We start from the raw sequence: 14,063 nt of genomic DNA, 5'->3' as shown, positions 1-14,063 counted from the left end.
CCTTAATGTTATATTCAGTTAAGCAGTCATGCGCTCTTGTGCTATTTCACGAATTCGAACAGGAACCGAAAAATCAGCCTGTTGGTCTAATGCCAGTGGAATTAACCAACGTAAATTGGGAATAAGATTTTCAGGTAATTTATTAACGTTAATTATATGCACTTCTTCTTGCTCAATGCTTTGCACCTGAAACGCGAGATTAGATTGGGCAAAGTACATATCAACATCATAAACCTTCGGCCGATATACATTAGCAAAGCAAGTCCAATCTGCTGCTTGAGTGCTAACTCCTGTTTCTTCGGTGAATTCTCTGACCATAGCATCAATGGAGGTTTCATTAGTTTCAATTTTACCGCCAATACCATTTAATAAACCCCGTTGCCATATCGGATTTATTTTCTTGATCAAGACAATATGTTCTAAATTTTTAGAAAACATAAAGCCGGTAACATATTTTTTCACTCGTTATCCTTTGTCGTATTAACGCAACGCATCAACCTAATACCATCAATATCGGTAGAAAAACCAAAGCTTTCATAGAAAGGGATCATCTCGGGTAAACAATATAATTCAAAGTGCTGCACACTACGTAGCCGCTCATGATTTTTAAGCAACTGCATTAATTGCTGCCCTAATCCTAAGTTACGGTGAGCCTTATCAACAATCACATCAAAGATGATGGCTTTAAAAATATAGTCAGTGATAACACGGGTAAAGGCAATTAGGTTTTCATTGTTATCCAGTATGCCAATACAAACTTGCGAGCCTTCAATACATTTTTTGGTATCTACAATTGAGCGACCACTGCTCCACCATGCTTGTTTGTGTAATAGATAAACCTGCTCAATATGCTTCGCAGAAAAACTGTAGATAACTTTCATTCACATCCTTGTCGTCATAAAGCTGAAAATTGTCTTTACAGTAATTCAGGGTAATTATCACAAATGACTCGATCAATGGTCTTATTAACTTGAGTGATGCTAATTTGCATCATTAAGTCTTTACCTTTAGCGCGCGTTCCCCAAGGTAACTCACTAACACTTTGATTATATTGTAATTGAATAGCAGATTCATAAGCACTGACAACATATTGAGGATATAAATATGGCCCTGTGCGTTTTGGATTACTATGTGCGTATAAACCAATAACGGGTGTACCAACGGTAACGGCCATGTGTGCTGGCCCAGTATCTGGGGCTATCACTAAGTGCGCAATTTTCAATACTGCCAATAATTGCTTTAAGCTTGTTTTTCCAACCAAGTTAACTATTTCATTATCGCCCTGACTGAACTCACTGCGACTGATAATAGCTTCTGCCAGCAACTTTTCCATGGTCGTTGGCCCGCCACAAATAACAACTTTAAAACCTTTCATTGTTAAATGTTTCGCACTTTGAGAATAACCTTCAGCATGCCAATTACGCTCTGCTTTACTTGCAGCCGGACAAATCACTGCTATTGGTTTATTACCCGGATTATGGTTGCTTAATGTCTCGCTTGCCCACAACTGGTCAGTGTCGGTTATTGGCATTTTCCATAGTGGCGGGGTTACTTCTAAGCCAAGTGCTTGGGCAAAGCCCATAAAGCCGTCTAATACATGTGGTTCAGCTTGAGCAGCAATTTTTTTATTACTGAATAACCATTGACCTTCTTTCGCCCGTTGGCTATCAAAACCAATTTTTACTTTCGCAGGAATACATAAACTTGCAATACTGGCTCTAAGTGCCACTTGCATATGCAATAACACATCAAATTCACGCCCCTTTAATTGTCGACGTAAGCTTTGATAACCTTTTATACCCGCTCGTTTATCAAAGATAATAAATTCAACACCATCCAACCCTTGTAACAAACTCGCTTCTACCTTGCCAATAACCCAAGTAATTTTCGTTTCCGGCCACTGTCGCTGGATGTTTTGCACCATAGCAACCGCATGACAAACATCACCGATTGCCGATAAACGTAATAAACATAAATTTTTTGGTACAGATAATTGACCCAGCATAAAGGAATCACCACAATAGGAGCAGATATATAATATAGGTCTATTATCTTGAACCAGCCTGCAATTGTAAAACCCTGTCAGCAAGAAACTTTCCAAAAAGGCAATGTTTATTGCCAATACGATCACCTAGAAATTGGTGACTTTTCTCCAGAAATGCTTGATGGAGAATACTGGCAAGAAAAAAATGCCATCGTTGGCAGTGCCCAAGGACGTGGCACAACTTGGTTTATAGCCACAGAAAATGCTAATAATGAGGCTAGAAATTGGGTGCTACGCCATTACTATCGCGGTGGTTTAATTGGTAAGGTAATTAACGACCAATATTTTTTTACCGGTATAGAAAACACCCGTGCAGCACGAGAATTTTCCTTATTGAAAACCATGCGAGCGTTAGGTTTACCGGCGCCAAAACCGGTTGCTTTTCGCATTATTAAACAAGGCTTATTTTATCGCGCAGATTTATTATCATCACGCATCGAAAACGCCAACGATTTAGTCGGTATTCTTAGTAAGAGTTCGATAGATAACCAACTTTGGCAGCAAATTGGTCAAATAATTAAAGCGTTTCATCAGCAAGGTATTTATCATCACGACTTAAACGCCCATAACATTTTAGTTGATGATAACAACCAAGTTTGGCTAATAGATTTTGACCGAGGCGAGCAACGATCGCATAAAAATAAATGGCCTGAAGAGAATATGGCAAGATTATTACGTTCATTTCGCAAAGAAGTGAATAGGGTAGCTAATTTTCAATGGCAAGAAGAAAACTGGCAAGCACTTTTAGGCGGTTACCAGTCAAGTTCATAAGATTACGTTTTAAGCAGCGTTAAGACTGTCTTGGCATCGTTGGCGATACATAGCCCGAGCTTCTAAAAATTCGTTACGCGCTGAATCACTAATATATGGTTGTATGATCACTAATATTTTTAAAACGCCTTGATAAAATACTGCGTCATTAATCTCAGTGTCATTATTTTGCGTTTGATAGAAGCTTAACCAAAACGTATTTACTAAACGTAATATACTGACAATATCAGGTAAATCTTCATCAGCAAACTCCATCATATTTGCTTCACGCAATGAAAGTAACAACTCACTTACACGCTGCGCTATAAAGCCTTGTACTTCGACATATTTGTCATGCAACAATGGATTTTTTGCCAATAACACTGGTAAGTTACTGTAGAAAAAGCGGAACTTCATCATTGCCTGAAATACTACATCCATATATAAAATAATGGCGTCAAGTGGTTTTACGTCAGGGCTGACTTCCGGCATGGTTTCAATTAATAAATTACGCGCATATTCTTCATAAATAGAGAGAATAATGTCTTCTTTATTGCGGAAGTGGTAATAAAGGTTGCCTGGGCTTATACCAAGGTCGGCAGCAATGTGATTCGTGGTAACATTACGTTCACCTTGTTCATTAAATAATGCAATACTGGCTTGAATTATTTTATCCCGAGTTTTCATCGATACTACTTCTCGTATTTATTGACCTAGATTTTTCTATCATACTATCAAAATTAGCCAAAATTAAAGCATTTCGAGTAAATACTTTAAGCAAATTTTATCTAAACTGTTGCCAGTCCCCATTCTTGCTTTGTTTCTTCAATATAATTTAAGAAAAAAATTGCGTTTTGAGTTTCATATCAACAGCTATTACAATGACAACTAATATTCTTAAACACATTTAACATTATGTCAGTAAAAGCAATTTACCCGGGAACCTTTGATCCCGTCACTAATGGTCATGCCGATTTAATAGAGCGAGCTAGTCGTTTATTTGGCGAAGTAATTGTTGGTATTGCAGCTAGCCCCAGCAAGAAACCTAGATTCGATTTAGCACAACGTGTGGAGTTATTAGAAGCGGTAACGAAACATCTGCCCAATGTTACTGTGGTTGGTTTTAGTGGTTTATTGGTCGACTTTGCTAAAAAACATCAAGCCAATGTTTTAATTCGTGGCTTACGTGCGGTATCTGATTTTGAATATGAATTTCAACTCGCAAATATGAACCGTCGGTTATCACCTGATCTAGAATCAGTATTTTTAACGCCTGCAGAAGAAAATTCATTCATTTCTTCAACGTTAGTGAAAGAAGTCGCCTTACATAATGGGGATGTTAGCCAGTTTGTTCATCCGGTGGTAAAGCAAGCACTTGAGAGCTCATTACAGCAAAAGAAAAACATATAAACGAAACTCTACGAGATAAACTCAAGCATTATGAAGCTATGGGAAGAGGTTATTTTAAACTCTTCCCATATTTGGGCTGAATAACGTTAATGCTTTAACAACTCCGCTAAACTTTGCTCTTTTGACAATAAGTTGTTAGCTCCCGTTACTAACCTATGCGTACCATGACAACGTGCACAAGCAAGTACAGCTAAGGTACCTAAATCTCGTCCTTGCTCTTTAAGTGTACCCTCTTTCAAACTATTTTCTAAGCTTAAAAGCGTGTTGTTCATTTGCGCGCTTGGGTATGGCTTTTTGTCTTTTTTATGGCAATCAGTACAAACTTGTCCAAGCGATTGCATATCTTGTTTAAGATCAGCTAATGATGCTAATGCTAGCTCTGTCATGCCATCAGTTGAGGCAATTTTGATCTGATTTACATGGGTGATTAACGTCTGCATATGGCCATTAAAAGATTGCTCAGATGCTACCTCAATGCCTGAAAAGTCAGGAGCACGGTAAGTTAACGCAGTAATGGCTTGATAATCATTATGGCAAGCGTCACAGTTTTCTTGCAAGGCTTTAACAGAAGTAAGCACATCAGCGTAACTTTTCTCCGCAACGCTTTGCGTTAAGTTAACAAGCGTTAGTTTATCGAGTTTTTTCTCCCAACTCGGCACCATGTCTGCTATTTTGAGATAATGCTCATTTAACGAACTTGCCCATTTTTGCAAATGCTCATTGTCTTCTTGCTTAGCATAAAAAGCCACTGCTTGCATTTCGCGGCGAAGCTTAAACATATTGTGCAGCCAAACTTGGCGTTTGTTTTCTGGTTTGTACCACTGCGCTAACGCTTTTGGCGGTGTTTTAACAATAGCTGCCTTGTCATCATGCTGATAAACAACTACAGCTATTACTAGGGCAATAATGGCTTGCAGGACAATAAAATAAATCCATCTCATAGTGTTTATACTTCCTCAAGTAACAACCTTATAAAATGATTGTAAAACATTATTGAAAATAAGCTGTTGATCAGGCGCAAAATATTTCAATTTCGCAGCTCATCAGCAGCTTTTCACTAAATTATCTATTGACTTGTTTTTACCTTCGCTGATTTCACTTTTTTCTTCGCCTTTACCTTCAGTTTGGGCAATACTTGGCATTGTGGACAAAATACAGAACTACGATTTGATTGCCTTATTTCTTCTAAAACACTTTGGCAACCATCGCATTTTTCACCCGCGCGGCCATAAACATAGAGTTTTTGTGCAAAATAACCCGGTTTGCCATCAACCTGAGTAAAGTCTTTCAGGGTTGTGCCCCCTTGTTCAATCGCTGCCGCCAATACCTGTTTAATAATATCAGTTAGCTCATTAAATTTTTCTTCACTAATACAATTCACTGGTGTCGCCGGATGAATACTGGCAATAAATAACGATTCATTGGCATAAATATTACCAACACCAACAACAACGTGGTTATCCATAAGAAAAGTTTTAACTGGCACTTTACGGTTACTGGCTTTGGCAAATAAATGCCCATAGGTAAAGTCATCACTTAATGGCTCAGGCCCTAACTTTGCCAACAAACCTTGTTGATCATGATGTTCTGGAAACCACAGCACAGCACCAAAACGACGCGGGTCGTTCAGGCGCAGCATTTTTTCATTATCAAATATAAGTTCAAAATGATCATGTTTGGTCTCTGGAGTGCCTTGCTCTAATATTCGTACGGAGCCTGACATGCCTAGGTGTAATAGCAAAGTGCCGCTGGAAAATCGCAGCAATAAATATTTTGAACGTCGTTCGATATTCTCTAGGGTTTTTCCTATTATGCCATGCACTGCTTCAGGGATTGGCCAACGCAATTTGGCATTTCTAACAATAACATGCTCAACTTTTTGTCCGCTGATATGCGGCGTAATGCCTAAGCGGCAAACTTCTACTTCTGGCAATTCTGGCATTTTATTTATTACCTTCGGCGATGCGCACCGCAAAAGCATCAACAAAACGTTGCGGGGATTCAGCGTCCATATTGAAATATAATGACGGTTCAATCAGTTCCGCTTCCATCAGCGCAAAAGTATCTTGATGACGAACAAAATCAATACGAGCAAACAGTAATTCGCCATGTAATTTGCTTATAGCTTGCATGGTATTATTTGCCGCCGCTTGTAATGCTGGCTCAGGTGCTACCGCTAATAAGCCGCCACCATGTTCTTCTTGCACGCGAAAGTCACCCTTGGCCGGTGTTTTTAATATGGTATGGCTTAACTCTCCATTAAAGTAAAACAGTGAATACTCACCCTCTTGACAAATATCAGCCATAAAAGGTTGAACCATTAGTTCACGGTCAGCAAACGCGCTTTGCAACTCAGGAATTTTCTCTTGGTAATTATCTTTACTTAGCCAAAAGGTATTATCAGCATTGGCACTTACCCGCGGTTTAAGCACTATTTGCTCGGTAGCAAAATGTGAAAAATACCCCGCCATATTACTAGCTGAAAATGCTTCTGGCCAAAGGGTTGGTACAATAGTAACGCCATCGTTTTCTAAGCACTTTAGATAGTCTTTATTGATGTTCCACTTAACAACCGCCAAACTATTTTCCAGCCGAGCCGTTGATTGCTCAATTTTCGTCAACACGTTAAGAAAATTTTCCATATCATCTTGATAGTCCCACGGGCTTCGAATGATAACTACCTGATAGTCTGACCAATTGACCTGACTATCTCGCCAAGAAACCACATCAGTTTGCCAACCCAAAGCATTTAACGGCTCATCAATTAAATAATCATAAACTTCAAAGTCAGCCAAGCTGTCCATAGATAAAATTGCACACTTTCTCATAATTTCTTACCTGTAATTGAAAAGCGATAATAAATAACGGTAACTAATTAACCTAAATGCTGGTTAATTAGTGAAGATTTCTGGTGGAAATAACTGACTATACAATGCAATCGGTAACACCAACCATTGCTCAGACAACGGGTTAAAAACCAACAATTGTTGGTCAGTGGCAAAAACGCTTAACTGCATTGGCTCATCAAGGCCAGCAATATCAAGTTTTACTTTCAAGGCAAATTGTTGATCTACTTCAGGTGCTTGCGCCATTAATTGCCCACTTGTTTGCTGCCAAGACATCATCATTTGCTCTAAAGCTTGCCCTGAAATTCGAGCTGGCAGCGCCCGCCACGTGCGACCAATACGTTCAATAACCACACTATTACTAATATTTAAGGTTAAAATAACCTGTTGCGGCCCAATCAACGCTACCTGTTCATCAATATTTTTATCACCGCTATTATTCGGCGAGTAAACGTTTTCATGGGTGGCATTAATTAACAAAATAAAGCCCATTACCGCAAAAATAATGACATTATTCCAGCCCGTTTTTGACAATTTGATCATGACATCACAATAAACATTAAAACCAACCAACATCATACGAAATAATTGAGCTTAATTGTACTTAGCTTTACACTAGCAAGCACGAATATTGTATCCAATTATAAAAATACCAAACCTAACGCAAGGCCTTCATATGAAATTAAAACAATTAGGTGCTGGCATATTCATGTTTGCTGGCTTATTCAGTGCAGCAAATGCAGTTGCCAATCAAGCCAACAAGCAGTTTTCACAGCTACTTGATGAGCACTGGCAAACAGCCAATAAAGAACAAATATTCTTCCGTAAAGACCCTGACGCTTTTCGGATGAATGGCAAATTGCCAGAAATGTCGGCGAAAGGTCGCGAACGTCGCTCAAAATATAACAACGAATTATTGGCGCGCATGGCAAATATTGATGTCGATAAGTTATCTGCTGCCGACCAAGTGACATATCGCTTATTTAAATACGAGCGCGAAGCAGAAGCCAAAAGCTACCAATATCAAGACCACCTTTATCCGTTAACCTATTATTCAGGCTTTCATAGCTACTTTGCTGGTGCGCCGGCTAATATGTCATTTCTTACCGAAAAAGACTATAGCAACTACTTGATTAGTCTGGCAGATTACCCAAGGTACAACCAAGAACATATAGTTGATATGAAGCAAGCAATCGCTTTAGGTCATACCCATTATTGTGAAAGCTTTAAAGGTTATGAAAAGTCTATCAGTAAACATTTAGTAGCCAATGTTGAAGACAGTGTTTTTTATGCTCCTATGAAAAATATGCCAAAGACTATTTCAGCAGCAGCTCAAGAAAAATATCGCCAACAAGTAAAAACTTTAATTGTTGATACCGTATTACCTGAATACCAAGCCTTTTACGATTTCTTTACCCAAGAGTACATGACTAATTGTCGCACAACGGCCGGTATCAGCAGCGTAAAAGGGGGGGATGACTACTATCAATATTTAATCGAATACTACACCACCACCAACTTAAGCGCAGACGAAATACACCAGATAGGCCTAGATGAAGTTAAACGGATTCGCCAAGAAATGCAGCAAATCATCAAGGAAGTCGGCTTTAATGGTGAGTTTAAAGACTTTATTCAATTCCTACGCACAGATGAGCAGTTTTATACTAACAGTGCCATGGATATGATTGAAAAAGCCAGCTATATCGCCCGTAAGATGGCAGCGCAATTACCGAAATGGTTCTCGGTATTACCTCGCTCAACATTTGATATTAAATCTAGTCCGAATGGTGGTGCATATTACGTTGCTTCTGACGGCAGTGGTACTACTTCAGGCACTTACTTTTTAGACACTAAAGACTTAAAAAGCCAGCCTTTATATACCTTAGAAGCGTTAACGTTTCATGAGGCCGAGCCCGGCCATCATTTTCAAAGTGCTATTGCCCAAGAAGTTGATATGGCTGAATTTCGCAAAACGCTTTACCACGCTGCTTATGGTGAAGGTTGGGGCTTATATTCTGAACGCTTAGGCAAAGAAATTGGCTTTTATCAAGACCCTTACAGTGATTTTGGCCGCTTAACCTATGAAGCATGGCGCGCGTGCCGTTTAGTGGTTGATACCGGTATTCATGCAAAAGGTTGGACGCGCCAACAAGCGATTGATTATTTAGCTGAGAATACTGCCTTAAGCATGGCTGATGTTATTGGCCAAATCGATCGCTACATCAGCTGGCCAGCACAGGCTTTGTCGTACAAAATTGGTGAAATTAAAATTCGCCAATTACGTGCCAAAGCTGAGCAAGCATTAGGTGACAAGTTCGATATTAGAGCCTTTCATGACCAAATGTTGAAAAATGGTAGCTTACCGATGGCATTGCTTGAAGAGTTAACCATGGATTGGATTAAGCAACAAAAAGCTTAAAATAGAATCATTATTCGATTGATAAAAATAAAGGAGAAAACACATGATGTGCTTTCTCCTTTTTTATTGGGCACGATGTAACTGAAAAAAGAGCTAATCTTCTCGTTCATTTGATATTAATGGATGAAACAACAAGCGCTCATTGTTTGCTGTTAACAGCTCAGCTTTAACCACTTGCTCGTCATTAGTCAGGGTAATTAAACCAATGCCACTTTGGTTCACTAAGGTATTATTACTTTCGGGGTCAGGCTTACGTACTTTCACTTTCATACGCCGGCGTTTAGTAAACCAATTCAATGGTGAATACGTAGCATATAAATAGCGATTTAAACGCTCTAACCAACGTAATAGGCCACTTGGGAATTGGTTTTTAATACCACTTGATGTGATTTGGAAAATACGTGAACTATTTCTCCTAAACCTATGAGTAACCTCGTAAAAAAACGAGTAATGTACATCACCAGAAAGAATAATAAAATGCGGTGGCGTTTTGTGGTGGCGAAAAATATTCAGCATTACGTTAGCGGTACCAGAATGTGCCATCCAGTTTTCAGCATCCACTACCAATGGCTTTCCTAGGAAGGTAAATACTCGTTGGATAGTTTCTATCATTTTGACACCATATATCGGCGCAGGAGAAACCAAAATAACCTCAGGTTGATTAATCAGCTCCTGCTGTAGTTCCGACAAGGCTTCCCAATCCATTAGTCCAGATGGTTTGCCAGCATTACTTTCTGAACGCCAGCGCTGGGTGCGGGTATCAAGTACGATAACCTTTGGCGATGTAGCCAAACTGTAATGCCACTGTTCCCAGGCAAGTAAGCTATCGATTAATTCATCTTGCTGACGGTATTGACCATCAGTAAAGTACTGACACGCTCTCTGATTAAATTCTGTAAATTTGTCTGGCGCATTACCCCAACCTTGGCATAACCAATAACCAATTAAAGTGTTGCCTATAATACGCTTTGAAAACGGGTGTCCATAAGCTGCCTCTTCCCAACCCCGAGTTAAGTTCCAATCATCGGTAATGTCATGATCATCAAATATCATATAGGTTGGAATATGCGCTAATGCTCGGCTCACCACAGATAAGCCATCAACAAATCGCGCAATAATTTTAGCTTCTTTGCCATAGGTATCTAAAAATTCATCAGCTATCTTATGAGCTTCTACATCAACAAAGCGCCACATCACAGGTGACCATGTCAGTAAATACATAGCAAACACTTCTGCTAGGGTAACCAAATGATTTTTCGCATTCACCGAGGTAAATATCGGTTTTTTGCTGGCGGCAAATATTTTGTCATAAACCGCTTTATTGGCAGAGTCATGTGGTAGCAGCTGATCACGTTGATAATAACAAAGTGGGCTAGCAAAAAGTTCATCGCTAGAATTTACCACAGTGCCCTGCCATTGCTCATCATATAAACCTAGCAATTCAATCACTTGATGTATCGCTACTAGCGTTGGTCCCGCCACATCATCTGCATAAATTTGATCGCCAGACATCATTAACATAGCAGGCCTAGCTTCTGCATCAAGAACAGAATCGGCAATAACATGGTCAACCTGAACTAAGCCATCACCACTATCAAAATGCGGCTTACGACAGGAGCCATGCAACATCTGCTTTACATCAGATTTTATAATAAAATTTGGGTACTGCTGGTTGGGATATAACAGCTCGGGCATCAGCTCAACTAATGAATGCTGCTGCCCATTTGCTAACAATAAAAAGTTATAAGAAAGTAACTGATCAAGAGCCAGTGGCTCAGTAAAGCTTATTGAAACTAAGTTAACAATTGCATGTTCACCAATAGGCACTTGCTGGTGCTGCTCAGCAGCTAATACCATGTTATGCACCGGTGCATTATTGCTGCCAGTAAATAGTTGAAATTGCAGCGTGTAGGACTTACTCGTTACTAACCAAAATGTTAGCTGCTGCTGGCTAATATGCCTAACAATAGGACCAGCAATAATAGCTGGAATTTCATGCGCTGTACTGATAATAACTCCGAAAACAACTTATTTTGCCTTTGCGTTAAACTATAAAAGTTCACGACGACAATTTATTTTTCTGTCATTAAGTGTATATCAGATGAATTTATCATGACAACTTTCCACCAGCAGATAAACGTAAGCAAATATAAAGTGGGATGGAAGGTATCGACAAGAGTAGTTGTTACGGGCAATAAAAAACCCGGTAAGAACCGGGTTTTTAAATCAGAAGTTATCAATTATTTGATTTTAGCTTCTTTATAAATCACGTGCTTACGTGCTTTAGGATCAAACTTTTTGATTTCCATTTTTTCTGGCATAGTCTTTTTATTCTTATCAGTAGTATAAAAATGACCTGTACCAGCACTAGAAACTAAACGAATTTTATCACGCATTGTAATTCCTTAAACTTTTTCGCCACGGGCACGAATGTCAGTTAATACTGCATCAATACCTTTTTTATCGATAATACGCATTCCTTTCGGAGTTAAACGTAATTTAACGAAACGGTTTTCACTCTCAACCCAAAAACGGTGAGATTGAAGGTTAGGTAAGAAACGACGACGTGTTGCGTTTCTTGCGTGAGAACGGTTGTTCCCTACGACTGGCTTTTTGCCTGTTACTTGGCAAACTTTAGACATGTGAGTCACTCCAAAATTAATTTCAGCTCGAGCTATATTTCCCCAAGACCGTCGCCTCGGGATCCTGAAAAAGGTGGCATATTATAGAGAAACTGAAAAACGAATACCAGCTTTAATCCAATTTAAAGCAGATAGATTTAAAAACCTTTAAAATTCATAACCTTAACCAAATAAAAACTCACTAAGCAGGTCACTTTTTGCTGCAATATCATCCGAGTCGAGTAATATTAAAGCAAATTTAGCCTATTTTAGACGCCAATAATTTGGTTAATTTTTCTTTTTGATCCTGATTACACAATTCATCAATCAAAATTCGAATGATATGAGATTTCGCCAACTTGCTATCAATAGACAATTCTTGTAATTGTTCTATTGCTGATTCACTCAGGGTAAAAGTTGCATGGCGAAAGCGTCGACCACTATCAGCTTTGTGTTCTTGCTTTTGCTTAACATGCGCTTTTGCCGCCAAAATGGCTTCTTGTAAAGACAAGTCTTTCTGCTCAGAGCTAACAATTTTAGGTTTGCCCTGCGCATAATTTTCCGCATCTGCAATAAATTCATCAACAGTGAATTGCTTCTTTTTCTTCGGCCCGTCCTTGGATTTTTTTAGATCAGTTAAACTCATGGGAGTTGTCCGGTTTCATCGCTAATAGCTCTTCTGCTATTGCCTTCATTTCTGCAGCTGCTTTACCATCAGGCTCAATTTCTAACACTGAAGAACCTAACTCTTCACTATCATCATAAACGTTACGATTAAAAGTCACAGCATTTAATACATTAATCCCATATGAGCTACAAACATCTTTTGCTTCTAAAATTCGCCCTGCTTGATTAGGTAGTGAAGGACACTGAGTAATAACAAACGATGCCAACATTTTTGGATTGACCATTTTACAGGTGCTTAGCATGTCTTCCATATGTGGAACGGTTTTTAAATCACGGCGTTTAGGTCGTAACGGAATAACAACGTGATCAGCTACAGACATTGCCGCTCGTAGTGCTAAATTATCTTGGCCGCCACAATCAACCACAACATAATCGTAGTGTTGGTTTAAACTTAATAAATCATTACGAATTTTACCATAAAGCTGAATACAATTAATTGCGGGTAAGGAAGGATCAGCATTACGTGCTTGTATCCAATCAGACGTGGTACGTTGGGGGTCACAATCAACCATTAAGACAATGGCTTTCTTCTCTCGGGCAAAATACACAGCTAAATTTTGTGCTAGGCAGCTTTTACCACTTCCGCCTTTTTCCCCGCCTACTAAAATCATCATTTTGCTAATTCCTTGTTTACTACTACAAATACAACAACCATTTCATTATAGTTCAATAATTAACAGTCAACTTACACTCGAATATTTAAGCTAAGTCAGTAAGCTGCATTGCAACCTCAAACCAACCGTTTTCTTGTTTGATACAACGAACTACTTGGCCAAAAAGTTTCTGGCTATTCGGGTTAGCGGCCTTAAATATAATAGTGACTTGGGTATTAGTTGCTATTTCACAATCACAATCCACTTTTAAACCGCCACGTGAAAAATCTAAGCAGGCAATTTTTTTTCGCTGTTCATCACCTTTGGCATCAGTCCAAACAATATCAACTAACTCTTTTTCCATATCAATTCGAAAAGCCTGTCGACGTTCGTTTTCTTCATTATCTTTCGTATTGTCAATAACGCTCATAGAGACTCCTTGTAAACACCGTGATTTCAATCTAGCCGATTATTGTGCATTTATTCGACCATGTTCAGCATACGAATAACAACGACAACCCGCAACTATTATATGATCAAGCACGGTAATATCGACCAGTGCCAGCACTTTTGGGTAAACAGCTTGTAACGCACAATTTTACTTAAGCATCCTATGAATAACCTTTAGCACTTATGATTTCATTATTTACTCAATATAAAGTGATTTTTTAACCACATATGTGAGAATAAATA

The 14,063-nt window shown here is 38.9% G+C and carries 18 protein-coding genes; 3 read left to right on the top strand and 15 right to left on the bottom strand.

Features of this window, described 5'->3' with window-relative positions:
* Positions 1–18: 18 nt before the first annotated feature.
* From AC27HL_RS01210 to AC27HL_RS01200, 3 genes are read right to left on the bottom strand one after another with little or no spacing between them, the layout of a single operon-like run.
* The gene (locus AC27HL_RS01210; RefSeq protein ID WP_487078388.1) at positions 19–462 is read right to left on the bottom strand and encodes an NUDIX domain-containing protein; all 444 of its coding nucleotides are present in this window, start codon (positions 460–462) and stop codon (positions 19–21) included.
* Positions 459–881: a GNAT family N-acetyltransferase gene (locus AC27HL_RS01205; RefSeq protein WP_487078386.1), complete on the bottom strand. Its 423-nt coding sequence runs from the start codon at positions 879–881 to the stop codon at positions 459–461. Before AC27HL_RS01205 ends, AC27HL_RS01210 begins: the two co-directional genes overlap by 4 nt.
* A gap of 35 nt (positions 882–916) precedes the next feature.
* Positions 917–2,005: a glycosyltransferase family 9 protein gene (locus AC27HL_RS01200; RefSeq protein WP_487078384.1), complete on the bottom strand. Its 1,089-nt coding sequence runs from the start codon at positions 2,003–2,005 to the stop codon at positions 917–919.
* A gap of 48 nt (positions 2,006–2,053) precedes the next feature.
* Here AC27HL_RS01200 and AC27HL_RS01195 point away from each other — a divergent pair, with 48 nt between their 5' ends.
* Entirely contained in the window at positions 2,054–2,815 is a 762-nt protein-coding gene (locus AC27HL_RS01195) for a 3-deoxy-D-manno-octulosonic acid kinase (RefSeq protein WP_487078382.1), read from the top strand.
* A 9-nt stretch (positions 2,816–2,824) separates the two neighbouring features.
* On the opposite strand, the gene AC27HL_RS01190 is transcribed toward AC27HL_RS01195, so the two are convergent.
* On the bottom strand, positions 2,825–3,481 hold the full coding sequence (locus AC27HL_RS01190) for a TetR/AcrR family transcriptional regulator (protein WP_487078381.1): 657 nt from the start codon (positions 3,479–3,481) through the stop codon (positions 2,825–2,827).
* A gap of 228 nt (positions 3,482–3,709) precedes the next feature.
* On the opposite strand from AC27HL_RS01190, the gene coaD reads away from it, so the two are divergent.
* The gene (coaD, locus tag AC27HL_RS01185) at positions 3,710–4,204 is read left to right on the top strand and encodes a pantetheine-phosphate adenylyltransferase (RefSeq protein WP_487078380.1); all 495 of its coding nucleotides are present in this window, start codon (positions 3,710–3,712) and stop codon (positions 4,202–4,204) included.
* Positions 4,205–4,290: 86 nt separating this feature from the next.
* Here the strand turns inward: coaD and AC27HL_RS01180 are convergent, their stop codons facing one another.
* From AC27HL_RS01180 to AC27HL_RS01165, 4 genes are all read right to left on the bottom strand, one after another.
* Entirely contained in the window at positions 4,291–5,145 is an 855-nt protein-coding gene (locus AC27HL_RS01180; protein ID WP_487078379.1) for a hypothetical protein, read from the bottom strand.
* Between the two features lie 125 nt (positions 5,146–5,270).
* Positions 5,271–6,146: a bifunctional DNA-formamidopyrimidine glycosylase/DNA-(apurinic or apyrimidinic site) lyase gene (gene mutM, locus AC27HL_RS01175; RefSeq protein WP_487078377.1), complete on the bottom strand. Its 876-nt coding sequence runs from the start codon at positions 6,144–6,146 to the stop codon at positions 5,271–5,273.
* A 1-nt stretch (position 6,147) separates the two neighbouring features.
* Positions 6,148–7,032 (bottom strand): ATP-grasp domain-containing protein, encoded by an 885-nt coding sequence (locus AC27HL_RS01170; protein WP_487078375.1) that lies wholly within the window; start codon positions 7,030–7,032, stop codon positions 6,148–6,150.
* Positions 7,033–7,095: 63 nt separating this feature from the next.
* On the bottom strand, positions 7,096–7,593 hold the full coding sequence (locus AC27HL_RS01165; RefSeq protein ID WP_487078373.1) for a hypothetical protein: 498 nt from the start codon (positions 7,591–7,593) through the stop codon (positions 7,096–7,098).
* Between the two features lie 133 nt (positions 7,594–7,726).
* Here AC27HL_RS01165 and AC27HL_RS01160 point away from each other — a divergent pair, with 133 nt between their 5' ends.
* A complete protein-coding gene (locus AC27HL_RS01160; protein WP_487078371.1) occupies positions 7,727–9,469 on the top strand; it encodes a DUF885 domain-containing protein in 1,743 nt (580 codons plus the stop codon).
* Between the two features lie 93 nt (positions 9,470–9,562).
* Here the strand turns inward: AC27HL_RS01160 and AC27HL_RS01155 are convergent, their stop codons facing one another.
* The 7 genes from AC27HL_RS01155 to AC27HL_RS01125 all read right to left on the bottom strand — a co-directional run bounded on the left by AC27HL_RS01155 (position 9,563) and on the right by AC27HL_RS01125 (position 13,938).
* Complete coding sequence (locus AC27HL_RS01155) at positions 9,563–11,326, bottom strand: metallophosphoesterase family protein (RefSeq protein WP_487078369.1); 1,764 nt, start codon at positions 11,324–11,326, stop codon at positions 9,563–9,565.
* 383 nt (positions 11,327–11,709) lie between these two features.
* Complete coding sequence (gene rpmG, locus AC27HL_RS01150; RefSeq protein WP_033078277.1) at positions 11,710–11,865, bottom strand: 50S ribosomal protein L33; 156 nt, start codon at positions 11,863–11,865, stop codon at positions 11,710–11,712.
* A gap of 9 nt (positions 11,866–11,874) precedes the next feature.
* Positions 11,875–12,111: a 50S ribosomal protein L28 gene (rpmB, locus tag AC27HL_RS01145; RefSeq protein ID WP_159822134.1), complete on the bottom strand. Its 237-nt coding sequence runs from the start codon at positions 12,109–12,111 to the stop codon at positions 11,875–11,877.
* Positions 12,112–12,349: 238 nt separating this feature from the next.
* A complete protein-coding gene (locus AC27HL_RS01140; protein WP_487078367.1) occupies positions 12,350–12,736 on the bottom strand; it encodes a hypothetical protein in 387 nt (128 codons plus the stop codon).
* Positions 12,723–13,391: an AAA family ATPase gene (locus tag AC27HL_RS01135; RefSeq protein WP_487078365.1), complete on the bottom strand. Its 669-nt coding sequence runs from the start codon at positions 13,389–13,391 to the stop codon at positions 12,723–12,725. Before AC27HL_RS01135 ends, AC27HL_RS01140 begins: the two co-directional genes overlap by 14 nt.
* Before the next feature lie 85 nt (positions 13,392–13,476).
* Positions 13,477–13,800 carry a PilZ domain-containing protein gene (locus AC27HL_RS01130; protein ID WP_487078363.1) on the bottom strand — a complete coding sequence of 108 codons (324 nt, stop codon included), beginning with the start codon at positions 13,798–13,800 and terminating at the stop codon, positions 13,477–13,479.
* A 39-nt stretch (positions 13,801–13,839) separates the two neighbouring features.
* Positions 13,840–13,938, bottom strand: a complete 99-nt coding sequence (locus AC27HL_RS01125) for a JAB domain-containing protein (RefSeq protein ID WP_487078361.1) — start codon at positions 13,936–13,938, stop codon at positions 13,840–13,842.
* Positions 13,939–14,063 lie beyond the last annotated feature (125 nt).

The organism is Colwellia aquaemaris, assembly GCF_057548755.1.
Note: the sequence above shows the minus strand (reverse complement) of the source record. Positions and strands in the feature narration are given on the sequence as shown.

What these genes read in the sequence shown, in the direction of transcription:
- AC27HL_RS01140 (WP_487078367.1), bottom strand. Translation starts at nt 12,736, where the DNA reads ATGAGTTTAACTGATCTAAAAAAATCCAAGGACGGGCCGAAGAAAAAG.
- AC27HL_RS01170 (WP_487078375.1), bottom strand. Translation starts at nt 7,032, where the DNA reads ATGAGAAAGTGTGCAATTTTATCTATGGACAGCTTGGCTGACTTTGAA.
- AC27HL_RS01165 (WP_487078373.1), bottom strand. Translation starts at nt 7,593, where the DNA reads ATGATCAAATTGTCAAAAACGGGCTGGAATAATGTCATTATTTTTGCG.
- AC27HL_RS01200 (WP_487078384.1), bottom strand. Translation starts at nt 2,005, where the DNA reads ATGCTGGGTCAATTATCTGTACCAAAAAATTTATGTTTATTACGTTTA.
- AC27HL_RS01130 (WP_487078363.1), bottom strand. Translation starts at nt 13,800, where the DNA reads ATGAGCGTTATTGACAATACGAAAGATAATGAAGAAAACGAACGTCGA.
- rpmG (WP_033078277.1), bottom strand. Translation starts at nt 11,865, where the DNA reads ATGCGTGATAAAATTCGTTTAGTTTCTAGTGCTGGTACAGGTCATTTT.
- rpmB (WP_159822134.1), bottom strand. Translation starts at nt 12,111, where the DNA reads ATGTCTAAAGTTTGCCAAGTAACAGGCAAAAAGCCAGTCGTAGGGAAC.
- AC27HL_RS01135 (WP_487078365.1), bottom strand. Translation starts at nt 13,391, where the DNA reads ATGATGATTTTAGTAGGCGGGGAAAAAGGCGGAAGTGGTAAAAGCTGC.
- coaD (WP_487078380.1), top strand. Translation starts at nt 3,710, where the DNA reads ATGTCAGTAAAAGCAATTTACCCGGGAACCTTTGATCCCGTCACTAAT.
- AC27HL_RS01155 (WP_487078369.1), bottom strand. Translation starts at nt 11,326, where the DNA reads ATGGTATTAGCTGCTGAGCAGCACCAGCAAGTGCCTATTGGTGAACAT.
- AC27HL_RS01160 (WP_487078371.1), top strand. Translation starts at nt 7,727, where the DNA reads ATGAAATTAAAACAATTAGGTGCTGGCATATTCATGTTTGCTGGCTTA.
- AC27HL_RS01180 (WP_487078379.1), bottom strand. Translation starts at nt 5,145, where the DNA reads ATGAGATGGATTTATTTTATTGTCCTGCAAGCCATTATTGCCCTAGTA.
- AC27HL_RS01190 (WP_487078381.1), bottom strand. Translation starts at nt 3,481, where the DNA reads ATGAAAACTCGGGATAAAATAATTCAAGCCAGTATTGCATTATTTAAT.
- AC27HL_RS01205 (WP_487078386.1), bottom strand. Translation starts at nt 881, where the DNA reads ATGAAAGTTATCTACAGTTTTTCTGCGAAGCATATTGAGCAGGTTTAT.
- mutM (WP_487078377.1), bottom strand. Translation starts at nt 6,146, where the DNA reads ATGCCAGAATTGCCAGAAGTAGAAGTTTGCCGCTTAGGCATTACGCCG.